The 11,404-nt window shown below is 69.5% G+C and carries 10 protein-coding genes; 2 read left to right on the top strand and 8 right to left on the bottom strand.

The genetic code is table 11. From position 1 onward, the window contains the following. From pheT to infC, 7 genes are all read right to left on the bottom strand, one after another. Positions 1-1,965 (bottom strand): phenylalanine--tRNA ligase subunit beta (gene pheT / locus NX1_RS32185; RefSeq protein WP_068067965.1); only part of this gene is annotated, 1,965 nt, incomplete at its 3' end. 49 nt (positions 1,966-2,014) lie between these two features. Continuing rightward, a complete protein-coding gene (gene pheS, locus NX1_RS32180) occupies positions 2,015-3,091 on the bottom strand; it encodes a phenylalanine--tRNA ligase subunit alpha (protein WP_068067962.1) in 1,077 nt (358 codons plus the stop codon). A gap of 210 nt (positions 3,092-3,301) precedes the next feature. Continuing rightward, positions 3,302-3,829: a hypothetical protein gene (locus tag NX1_RS36695; protein WP_068067959.1), complete on the bottom strand. Its 528-nt coding sequence runs from the start codon at positions 3,827-3,829 to the stop codon at positions 3,302-3,304. Positions 3,830-3,838: 9 nt separating this feature from the next. Further along, positions 3,839-4,672 carry a TrmH family RNA methyltransferase gene (locus tag NX1_RS32170; protein WP_068067956.1) on the bottom strand — a complete coding sequence of 278 codons (834 nt, stop codon included), beginning with the start codon at positions 4,670-4,672 and terminating at the stop codon, positions 3,839-3,841. Between the two features lie 14 nt (positions 4,673-4,686). Beyond that, positions 4,687-5,067 carry a 50S ribosomal protein L20 gene (gene rplT / locus NX1_RS32165; RefSeq protein ID WP_039797323.1) on the bottom strand — a complete coding sequence of 127 codons (381 nt, stop codon included), beginning with the start codon at positions 5,065-5,067 and terminating at the stop codon, positions 4,687-4,689. Between the two features lie 99 nt (positions 5,068-5,166). Then, positions 5,167-5,361, bottom strand: a complete 195-nt coding sequence (gene rpmI, locus NX1_RS32160; protein ID WP_040706116.1) for a 50S ribosomal protein L35 — start codon at positions 5,359-5,361, stop codon at positions 5,167-5,169. Between the two features lie 73 nt (positions 5,362-5,434). Beyond that, positions 5,435-6,088 (bottom strand): translation initiation factor IF-3, encoded by a 654-nt coding sequence (gene infC / locus NX1_RS32155; RefSeq protein ID WP_084501921.1) that lies wholly within the window; start codon positions 6,086-6,088, stop codon positions 5,435-5,437. A 473-nt stretch (positions 6,089-6,561) separates the two neighbouring features. On the opposite strand from infC, the gene NX1_RS32150 reads away from it, so the two are divergent. Then, a complete protein-coding gene (locus tag NX1_RS32150) occupies positions 6,562-6,903 on the top strand; it encodes a DUF1844 domain-containing protein (RefSeq protein WP_068067984.1) in 342 nt (113 codons plus the stop codon). Positions 6,904-7,030: 127 nt separating this feature from the next. After that, positions 7,031-7,738 (top strand): alpha/beta fold hydrolase, encoded by a 708-nt coding sequence (locus tag NX1_RS32145; RefSeq protein WP_068067981.1) that lies wholly within the window; start codon positions 7,031-7,033, stop codon positions 7,736-7,738. 530 nt (positions 7,739-8,268) lie between these two features. Here the strand turns inward: NX1_RS32145 and uvrA are convergent. Continuing rightward, on the bottom strand, positions 8,269-11,319 hold the full coding sequence (gene uvrA, locus NX1_RS32140) for an excinuclease ABC subunit UvrA (protein WP_068067954.1): 3,051 nt from the start codon (positions 11,317-11,319) through the stop codon (positions 8,269-8,271). Positions 11,320-11,404 lie beyond the last annotated feature (85 nt).

Raw genomic sequence — 11,404 nt, 5'->3', positions numbered from 1 at the left:
GGCCTCGGCGGGACGACCCGGACCCCACGGTCCGCGCGGCTCGCGGCGGCCCGTGAGCACGACGGCGACGTGCACCGGCTGCGCGGGCAGCGAGTCGACCAGCTCGGCGATCTCCTCGTCGGTCGGGCGGCGGTCCACCGGAAGCGCCTCGACCGCCCTGGTGTTCGGCCCTGGCAGCACCACTTGGGCGATGCCGTAGACGGTCAGGTCACGCGCGCCGCGGGAGATGTTGCGCGCGGCCACCTCGAACAGGCCGGGCAGCAGTGTGGTGGCCAGTTCGGCACGCTCCACGTCGAGCGGGTTCAGCACCCGGGTGGTGACGCGGCGCGGGTCGTCGGCGTCCAGGCCCCAGGTGTCGAAGACGCCCGACGGCAGGAACATCGGCGGCGGCACCTCGATACCACCGGCGAAGGCCAGCGCCCGGCTGACCGCGCGGCGGCGGCGCTGCGCGGCGGTGAGCCCGCGCCCGGCGGGCGCGGTCGGCAGCACCGACGGGATCTGCTCCAGACCCTCGAGCCGGAGCACCTCCTCCACCAGGTCGGCGGGCTGGGCAAGGTCGGGCCGCCAGCTCGGCGGGGTGACCACCAGCTGACCGTGCCCGGTCTCCTCGTTCACCGACACCTCGACGGTGCAGCCGATCTGGGCGAGCCTGCGGGCGGACGTGCCGGTCGGGTAGGTGACGCCCGCGACGCGATCGGCCAGGTCGATGTCGATGCGGATCGGCTCGGCCTGCGGCGTCGGCACCCGCACGTCGGTGAGCGCGGGCTCGATGACGCCGCCCGCGATCTCGGCGAGCAGGGTGGCCGCCCGGTCCAGCGCGACGACGTTGATCTCGGGATCGACCACGCGCTCGTAGCGCTTGCCCGCCTCGGACACCAGCTTGTGCCTGCGCGCGGTGCGGTAGACCAGCAGCGGGTTCCAGGTGGCCGCCTCGAGCACCACGTCGGTGGTCTCCGGGCCGACCTCGGTGCTGCCGCCGCCCATCACGCCAGCCAGCGAGACCACGCCGGAATCGTCGGCGATCACCACGTCCTCGGCGTCGAGCACGCGCTCCACCTCGTCCAGGGTGCGCAGCGTCTCGCCCTTGTTCGCGGTGCGGACCACCAGGCCGCCGCTGAGCTTGTCCGCGTCGAACGCGTGCAGCGGCTGACCGAGCTCGAGCATGACGTAGTTGGTGACATCGACCGCGGGCGAGATCGGGCGCACGCCGGACAGCAGCAGCCGTCGCTGCAGCCACCACGGGCTGACCGCGTTCGGGTCGATGCCGGTGACCCGCCGCACCGCGAACCGCGTGCACTTCGAGGACGGCTCGAGCTGCACCGGCCAGGCGTCGGCCTCGTCGTCGGGCAGGGTGCGCACCGCGGGGTCGGCGTACTCCAGGTCGAAGCCGCAGGCCAGCTCGCGGGCCAGACCGCGCACCGAGAAGCAGTAGCCGCGGTCGGGCGTGATGTTCAGCTCGATCACGGTGTCGTTCAGGCCGAGCAGCTCGTTGGCGTCGGCGCCGGGTTCGGCGGTGCCGGGCTCGAGCACCAGGATGCCGGAGTGGTCCTTGCCGATGCCGAGTTCGGCGACCGAGCAGATCATGCCGTTGGAGACGTGACCGTAGGTCTTGCGCGACGCGATCTTGAAACCGCCGGGCAGCTCACCGCCGGGCAACACGACGACGACCAGGTCACCGACCGCGAAATTCCGTGCGCCGCAGACGATCTCCTGCAACTCGGGGTTACCGACGTCGACCTTGCAGAAGCGGATCGGCTTCTTGAACTCGGTCAGCTCGGTGATCTCGGCGACGCGGCCGACGACCAGCGGCTTGTCGATGTCACCGGCCACCCGCTGGAGCTTGTCGACCTCTTCGACTTCCAGACCCACACGGACGAACCCGGCATCCAGTTCCTCCGGCGTCACCGACCACTCGGGCGTGGTGCGCTGGATGATCTCGCTCAGCCAGGACTGCGCTACTCGCACTTGAGGTTTCGCTCTCTCGATCGAAGGGAGTTCGGGTAATCGGGCCGGTTCAGGACCGGATGCCGAAGGGCAGCGTGAACCGCACGTCGCCCTCGACGATGTCGCGCATGTCCGGGATGCCGTTGCGGAACTGCAGGGTGCGCTCCAGGCCCATACCGAACGCGAACCCGCTGTACACCTCGGGATCGATGCCGCTGGCTATCAGCACCTTGGGGTTGACCATGCCGCAGCCGCCCCACTCGACCCAGCCCGCGCCGCCCTTCTTGTCCGGGAACCAGACGTCCACCTCGGCGGAAGGCTCGGTGAACGGGAAGTAGTTCGGGCGCATCCTGGTGCGCGTCTCGGGGCCGAACAGCGCGCGCGCGAACGCGTCGAGGGTGCCGCGCAGATGCGCCATGGTCAGGCCCTTGTCCACCGCGAGGCCCTCCACCTGGGAGAACACCGGCGTGTGGGTGGCGTCCAGCTCGTCGGTGCGGAAGGTGCGGCCCGGGCAGACCACGTAGATCGGCAGGTCGCGCTCGAGCATGGAGCGCACCTGCACCGGCGAGGTGTGCGTGCGCAGCACCTGGCGCGAACCCTCCGGCGCGATGTGGAAGGTGTCCTGCATGGTGCGGGCCGGATGGTCCGGCAGGAAGTTGAGCGCGTCGAAGTTGAAGTGCTCGGTCTCCACCTCGGGACCCTCGGCCACCTCCCAGCCCATCGCGACGAACACGTCGGCGATCTGCTCGGAGATGACGGTGATCGGGTGCCGTGCGCCGACCGGTGCGCGGCGGGCGGGCAGCGTGACGTCGATCGCCTCGGCCACCAGCACGGCCGCGTCGCGCTCGGCGAGCAGCACCGCGCGACGGGACTCGAAGGCCTCGGAGACGCGCGCCCGCGCCACGTTCACCCGCTTGCCCGCGTCTGCCTTCTCCGATTTGGGCAGGCTGCCGAGGGCGCGCTGCGCGAGGGCCAGCGGCGCCTTGCCGCCGAGATGCTCGGTCTTGGCCACCGCGAGAGCGTCCAGATCGGCGGCCGCCGCGAACGCCTTCTCGGCCTCGGCCGCCGCCGCGGCCAGCGCCTCCTCGGTCAGCGCGACGGGTTGCGTCTCGGCGTTCTGCTCGACTCCGGTGTTGTCGTCGGCCACGATCGTTCGTCTCTCCCCTGGGGATCGGTTCGCGGGTCCGGCTTATTGCCTACCCACATTGCTGCTGGTGGAATCCTATTGGATCGGCCGTGACCGATTCACGCGGATTACCCGCGTGCGGGCCGCGCGTCGGCGCCGAGGTCGCGTGTTCACCGCCGCTCGGCGCACGAAAGCGGGCATCCGCGCAGGTATCGCGCCTGGCCCGGTCGGTCACCAGAGCGGCACGTACACCGCGTCGCCCTCCACATCGGGAGCGACAGGGAGGAAGTCCGGGACCGTCCGCGCGGCGCTGGCCCGCATCTTGCGCACCGCCTCCGCCACGCCGGGCGCGGCGATGCCGAGCCGGTCGAGCAGTTCCGCGCGCACCTCAAGGAACTCCGGCCGGTCGACGGCGAACTCCTCCTCGAGTTCGGCCACCGGGCGGCCCGTGCCGAGATCGCGCCAGTACGGGTAGGTCGCGATCAAGGCGACCGCCTCGACCAGGTCGGCGGCCAGCAGCACCGCGCCGCCTTCGGAATCGGCGTAGAGCACCGGGCGCTCCGTTCCCTGCGCGCCGCACAGGAAGAACGTGCCGCCCGCCCGGTCGCCCGCGATCGGCGTGAGCGGCGTACCGCTCGGCAGCCGCAGGTCCTCGACCGGCTCACGGCGCGTGATGTCGAAATCACCCGGCCAGGCGAGCAGCCCGGCCAGCTCGGGATCGCCCTCGATCCGGCGCAGTAGTTCGTCCCCGGCGCTCATGATCGAACCCTAGAACGCCCCCGCGTGTCGCACACGAGAACTGGCATAGAGACAGATGGCCGCGGCGGCGGCGAGGTTGAGGCTCTCGGCGCGGCCGTGGATGGGGATGCGGACGCGGTGGTCGGCGCGCGCGGCGACGGCAGGATCGAGGCCGTGCGCCTCGTTACCGAACAACCAGGCGATCGGACGCTGGAAGAGTTCATCGGCCTCGTCCAGGTCGACCTCGCCCGCGGCGGTGGTGGCCAGCAGCGTGATGCCCGCGGCGGCAAGGGAATCCAGGGTTTCCGCGACGTCGTGGTGCCGGGCGACGGGCACGTGGAAGAGGCTGCCCGCGGTGGCACGCACGCACTTGCCGTTGTGCGGGTCGACGGTGTCGCCTGCCAGCACCACGCCGTCGGCGCCCACCGCGTCGGCGACCCGGATGAGGGTGCCCGCGTTGCCTGGCTCGGCGATCTCGACAGGGACGGCGAGCATCCGCGGGCGCGTGCCGAGAATGTCGGTCAGTGGCACGTCGACCAGCTCGCACACCGCGACCAGGCCCGGCGCGGTGACGGTCTCCCCGAGATGCTCGGCGGCCCGGTCGCTCACCATCGTGGTGCGCACGCCCGCGGCGGCCGCACCGGCGATCAGTTCGTGCTCACGCGTCGCCGCGGCCGCGGAGTAGAACAGTTCCCGCACCCGGCCGGTCTCCAGCGCCGCGGTGACCGAATTCGACCCCTCGGCCAGGAAGAGCCCGGCCTTGCGGCGCTGCGGCGCGCGGTGCAGCTTGACAGCCGAAACGACCCGCGGATTGCGCTCGGAGAGCGCGTCCGCGGGTCGTTCCGAAAGATGTCCCTTGGTCAACAGGGTCGGCCGGATCAGGCGGCCGGGGCGTTGACGTCCTGCGGGAGGGCGGCCTTGGCGACAGCGACCAGACCGGCGAAGGCCTCGGCGTCGGAGACGGCGAGCTCGGCCAGGATCTTGCGGTCCACCTCGACACCCGCGGCCTTCAGGCCCTGGATGAAGCGGTTGTAGGTGATGTCGTTGATGCGCGCCGCGGCGTTGATGCGGGCGATCCACAGCTTGCGGAAGTCACCCTTGCGCGCCCGGCGGTCCCGGTAGGCGTAGGTGAGCGAGTGCAGCTGCTGTTCCTTGGCCTTGCGGTACAGCCGCGAGCGCTGGCCCCGGTAGCCCTTGGAGGCCTCGAGGATGGAACGGCGCTTCTTCTGAGCGTTGACGGCCCTCTTGACGCGTGCCACTTGGTCAGTCCTTGATCGAATAGGGGGCGCGTGCGGCGCCCGGGAGGTTGGTCGGGGGTGGCGTCCGGAATCTCCGGTCGCGGTGCTGCCCTAGGGGACTCAGATACCCAGCAGCTTCTTCACGCGACGGACGTCGGCAGCCGCGACGACCTCCGTGCCGTCCAGACGACGAGTCCGGCGGGTGGGCTTGTGCTCGAACAGGTGGCGACGGTTCGCCTGCTGGCGCAGCAGCTTGCCTTTACCGGACACCTTGAATCGCTTCGAGGCGCCGCTGTGGCTCTTCATCTTCGGCATGGATTCCTCTATCTGGTCGTCCCGGCGGTCGTCGCCGACCGCCGGTGTCTGTTCGTATAACTGCGGGCGTGGCCTACTCGGCCTGCTCCGCGGCCGGGGTCTCACCGGCGGGCGCGGCGCTCGCGGCAGGCCGTCCGGCCGATTCCTGCTGCGCCTTCACGCGGGTCTTCGCTCCCTTGTGGGGCGCGAGGACCATGGTCATGTTCCGGCCGTCCTGCTTGGCCGAGGTCTCCACGAAACCCAGGTCCGCGACGTCGGAGGCCAGCCGCTGCAGCAACCGGAACCCGAGCTCGGGCCGGGACTGCTCGCGACCCCGGAACATGATCGTCACCTTGACCTTGGACCCGGCTTCGAGGAAGCGAACGACGTTCCGCTTCTTGGTCTCGTAGTCGTGGTCGTCGATCTTGGGCCGGAGCTTCTGCTCCTTGATCACAGTCTGCTGCTGGTTCTTCCGAGACTCGCGCGCCTTCTGCGCCGTCTCGTACTTGAACTTGCCGTAGTCCATGATCTTGCAAACCGGCGGACGGGCATCCGGAGCCACCTCGACCAGGTCGAGATCGGCCTCGAGGGCGACGCGTAGCGCATCTTCAACACGCACGATCCCAACCTGCTCGCCGCCAGGTCCGATGAGTCGAACCTCGGGAACTCGGATGCGATCGTTGATGCGGGTCTCAGTGCTGATGGGGCCTCCTAGGTCAAGCGGTGTCGTCAGACGACCGCAGGCAATAACTGCAACCCCTTGTTCAACACAAAAGCCCCGGTGCGGTATTTCACCGCAACGGGGCCCGAGTCGACCGATCACCGATGCCAGGCATCGACTCTTGCGCGCGAGACGGCTCTCGCGCAAGAAACCCGCCACAATGGGCGGGCGACCGGACCGTTTGACCAGTACGATTGCTCGTCGGTAACGGTGGGAGTCGGGCTCCACTTATCAGCCCCGGGTCGTGTCACGCCAGGCGACACAGTTCGGGGCGGTCGTCAGCGGAAAGTTTAGCATTGCCGTCCGCTATCGCCGAATCGGCTCGAAAAGCGCGTTGCGCGCCGGCGCCGATCCGGACGCGCCGCGGCGTACCCGTGGGCCCGAGACGCCAGGCTCACTGTCACACATGTCGCCGCCCCTGGTGAACCCGAGCCGATGAAGAACGCCGCGGAGATCGGCCAGCTCCGACCACGCCGGGCGGCCTCGCTAGCCTGATGGGCATGACTGACGAGCTCGACTCCACCGTGCGTGACCTGGCCGACATCCCCGCCGTCGAGGTGATCAGCCGCGCCGCCGTGATGCTGATGAGTTCGGCCGCGGAAAAGCTCGGCCTCGCCGACCATGACCCGGACAGCAGCCCGCGCCGCGACCTCGACGAGGCACGCCGCGTCATCACGGCGCTCGCGGGCCTTGTCACGGCCTCGGTCGAATACCTCGGGCCGCACGCGGGACCCATCCGCGAGGGTTTGCAGTCCCTGCAGCGGGCGTTCCGCGAAGCCTCCGCCCACCCGGACGAGCCGGGCAAGGGTCCGGGCGAGAAGTACACCGGCCCCGTCTACTGAGCCGGTTGCGCCACCCCGTTCGATACGGCGTGGCGTTTGCCGGTCGACCGCTCGCCTGACCCGCCGATCACGCTGCGACAGGCGAGAATCGGCCGCGTCCGCCGCCCGATGCGGCATGCTGGCACACATGGCGACACCGATCTTGCTTGTTCCCGGATTCTGGCTCGGCGCGTGGGCGTGGGACGAGGTGGCCGAGGACCTGCGCGGACGCGGCTTCGAGGTGCACGCGCTGACGCTGCCCGGTCTCGACCCCGCCGACGACGACCGGTTCGCGGCCACCATCGAGGAGCAGGCCGGCGCCATCCTCGCGGCCATCGATCCCGCGGAATCCGCTGTGCTGGTGGCTCATTCGGGTGCGGCGTCGCCGGGCTACCTGGCCACCGATGTCGCGCCGGAGCGCTTCGTGCACGCGGTGTACGTCGACTGCGCGCCGGTGCCGGACGGTTTCGTGCTCAACGATTCGCTCGGCGCGGCGCGCGAGTACCCGCTACCGAGCTGGGAGCAATTGGCGGAGGAGGGCGACAGCCTGGTCGGGCTCGACCCGGCGCAGCTGGCCCGGTTCCGGGAGCGCGCGGTGTCGGAGCCGGCGAGCATCGCGGGTGCGCCGCTGCGCCTGAGTGATTCGCCCGCGCGCCTCGCCGTGCCGACGACGGTGGTGTGCACCAGCATCACCGCGGAGCTGGTGCGGCAGTTGAGCACGAGCGGCGAGGCGCCGGTGTTCAGCGAGATCGCCCGCATCGACGCGACGCTGATCGACCTGCCGACCGGCCACTGGCCGATGTGGTCGAAGCCCGCGGAATTGGCGGAGATCATCGCGGGCGCCGCGGCGAACTGAGCGCGGCGCGGCCGAGACGGGGCGGGCCGACGCTCGACCGGCCCCGCCCGGCGCGATCACTGTCCGGGCGTGACCGAGATCGACGAGCCGGTGGCGATCATGTTGGCGATGGCCTGGAAGAGGCTGGTCAGTCCGGCGCTTCCGCTGTCCATGGGGTTTCCTTTCGCTGTCGGGCGCGCTCAGGCGCCCGGGGTGTAATTGATGGACGATCCACTGCCGAGAAACGTGAGGATCTGCGCGACCAGCGCGGCGATGTCCACGCCTTCCATGGGGTATTCCTTTCTCTCCCACCGGTTTCGGGCGCACTAGCGCCGCGGTCCGGTGCACTCACCGTTACTGTCCCGGCCACGCCCGGACACAGTGAGCCAGATCTTACACACGCTTATTTCACTTTTTGCCGCGTTTCCGTGACCCGAAAAACCCGGGCATGCCGAAACGGCGAGTGGCCGCGTCACAGGACGCGGCCACTCGCCGTTTCGGTTCGGTTGTCGAAGATCAGCCCCGCTGCTTCGATCGACTTCTGCCGTCGATCAGCGCAGCGCAGCGGCCTTCCTGGCCAGACGCTTCGCCGCGGCTGTCTCCGCCGGGGCCTTCTTCGCCGCCTTGTCGGCCGGGGCCTTCTTCGCCGCGGGCTCCGCCGGAGCCGCCTTGGCCGCCGTCTTGGCCGCCGTCTTCTTGGCGGCCGCCTTCTTCGCCGGCGCCCGCTTCACCGGAGCCGACGCCGCGGGCTGTGCGAGCACCTCCGCGAGGAACTGGCCGGTGTAGCTGTTCGGCACGGCCGCAACGTCTTCCGGGGTGCCCTCGGCCACCACGGTGCCGCCGCCGGAGCCGCCCTCGGGTCCCATGTCGACGACCCAGTCGGAGGTCTTGATGACGTCCAGGTTGTGCTCGATGACGACGACGGTGTTGCCCTTGTCGACCAGACCGTTGATGACACCGAGCAGCTTGCGGATGTCCTCGAAGTGCAGACCTGTGGTCGGCTCGTCGAGGATGTAGACGGTGCGGCCGGTGGAGCGCTTCTGGAGTTCCGCCGCCAGCTTCACGCGCTGCGCCTCGCCGCCGGACAGCGTCGGCGCGCTCTGGCCGAGGCGCACGTAGCCGAGGCCGACGTCGACCAGCGTCTTGAGGTAGCGGTGGATCGAGGTGACCGGTTCGAAGAACTCCGCGGCCTCCTCGATGGACATGTCGAGCACCTCGGCGATGGTCTTGCCCTTGTAGTGCACCTCGAGGGTTTCCCGGTTGTAGCGTGCGCCGTGGCAGACCTCGCACGGCACGTACACGTCGGGCAGGAAGTTCATCTCGATCTTCAGCGTGCCGTCACCGGAGCATGCCTCGCAGCGGCCGCCTTTGACGTTGAACGAGAACCGGCCCGGCTGGTAGCCGCGCACCTTCGCCTCGGTGGTCGCCGCGAACAGCGTCCTGATCTTGTCGAACACGCCGGTGTAGGTGGCCGGGTTCGAGCGCGGCGTCCGGCCGATCGGCGACTGGTCGACCTGCACCAGCTTGTCCAGGTGATCCAGGCCGTTGACCCTGGTGTGCCTGCCCGGCACCTGGCGGGCGCCGTTGAGCTTGTTCGCCAGCACGGTGGCCAGGATGTCGTTGACCAGCGTCGACTTGCCCGAGCCCGACACGCCGGTCACCGAGGTGAGCACGCCGAGCGGGAACGAGACGTCGATGCCCTTGAGGTTGTGCTCGTTCGCGCCGACGACGGTGAGCTTGCGCTTCTTGTCCACCGGGCGGCGCACCATCGGCACCGCGATCCGCTCGCGGCCCGAAAGGTACGCGCCGGTCAGCGAATCCGGGTCGGTGAGCAGCTCCTGGTAGGGGCCGCTGTGCACCACCCGGCCGCCGTGTTCGCCGGCCAGCGGGCCGATGTCCACCACCCAGTCCGAGGCGCGGATGGTGTCCTCGTCGTGCTCGACCACGATCAGCGTGTTGCCGAGATTCTTCAGCCGCGTGAGTGTTTCGATGAGCCGCCGGTTGTCGCGCTGATGCAGGCCGATGGACGGCTCGTCCAGCACGTACAGCACGCCGACCAGGCCGGAGCCGATCTGGGTGGCCAGCCGGATGCGCTGCGCCTCACCGCCGGACAGGGTCGCGGCCGCACGCGAGAGGGTCAGGTACTCCAGGCCGACGTCGAGCAGGAACCCGAGCCGCGCCTGCACCTCTTTGAGCACCTGCCCGGCGATCGCGGCCTCGCGCTCCCCCAGCGTCAGCGAGTTGAGGAACTTCGAGCAGTCGCCGATCGACAGATCGCTGACGTCGGCGATGGACTTCTTGTCCTCGCCCGCCGAGATGGTGACGGCCAGAATCTCCGGGCGCAGCCGCGCGCCCGAGCACACCGGGCACGGGATGTCGCGCATGTACCCGTCGTAGTGCTCCTTCATCTGCTCGGACTCGGTGTTCTCCATGCGCCGCTGCAGGAAGGGCATCACGCCCTCGAAGTCGGCGTAGTAGGAGCGCTTGCGTCCGTAGCGGTTGGTGTAGGAGACGTGCACCTGGTCGGGGCTGCCCTCGAGCACGGCCTTGCGCGCCTTGAGCGGCAGGTCCTGCCACGGTGTGTCCATGGAGAAGCCGATGGCCTCGGCCAGACCGGACAGCAGCCGGGTGAAGTACTCCGCGGTCTGCCCGCGCGACCACGGCGCGATGGCGCCTTCGGCGAGGCTGAGCTCGGGATCGGGGACCACGAGGTCGGGGTCGACCTCCTTGCGGATGCCGAGGCCGGTGCAGTCGGGGCAGGCGCCGTAGGGCGAGTTGAACGAGAACGATCTCGGCTCGAGATCCTCGATGTCGAGCGGGTGCCCGTTGGGGCAGGCCAGACGCTCGGAGAAGCGGCGCTCCCGGTCGTGGGCGTGCTCGTCGCGATCGACGAAGTCGAGCACCACGATGCCGTCGGCCAGGCGAAGCGCGGTCTCGATCGAATCGGTGAGACGCTGCTTGGAGGTCGGCTTGACGGCGAGCCGGTCGACGACCACCTCTACGTCGTGCTTCTCCTGCTTCTTCAGCTTCGGCGGGTCGGTGAGCGGATACACCACGCCGTCGACCCGCACCCTGGAGTAACCCTGGGTGTTGAGCTGGTCGAACAGGTCGACGAACTCGCCCTTGCGGGTGCGCACCACCGGCGCGAGCACCTGGAACTTGGTGCCCTCCTCCATGGCGAGCACCTGGTCGACGATCTGCTGCGGGGTCTGCTTGGCGATCAGCTCGCCGCAGACCGGGCAGTGCGGGGTGCCGGCGCGCGCGTAGAGCAGACGCAGGTAGTCGTAGACCTCGGTGATGGTGCCCACGGTCGAGCGAGGGTTGCGGTTGGTGGACTTCTGGTCGATGGACACCGCGGGCGAGAGGCCCTCGATGAAGTCGACGTCGGGCTTGTCCATCTGGCCCAGGAACTGCCTTGCGTAGGCCGACAGCGATTCCACGTACCTGCGCTGGCCCTCGGCGAAGATGGTGTCGAAAGCGAGGCTGGATTTGCCCGAGCCGGACAGTCCGGTGAACACGATCAAGCTGTCGCGGGGCAGATCGAGATCGATCCCCTTCAGGTTGTGCTCCCGAGCTCCGCGCACGGTGAGGCGTTCCGCCACCAGGTGTGTCCCTTCTCGATCGTGTTGACGTGCAGACATACCCCCGCTCGCCATGCTAAGCGCGGGCACCGACAAAGTTTCGTCC

It is taken from the genome of Nocardia xishanensis NBRC 101358, from assembly GCF_001613365.1.
GTDB classification, from domain to species: Bacteria; Actinomycetota; Actinomycetes; order Mycobacteriales; family Mycobacteriaceae; genus Nocardia; species Nocardia xishanensis.
Note: the sequence above shows the minus strand (reverse complement) of the source record. Positions and strands in the feature narration are given on the sequence as shown.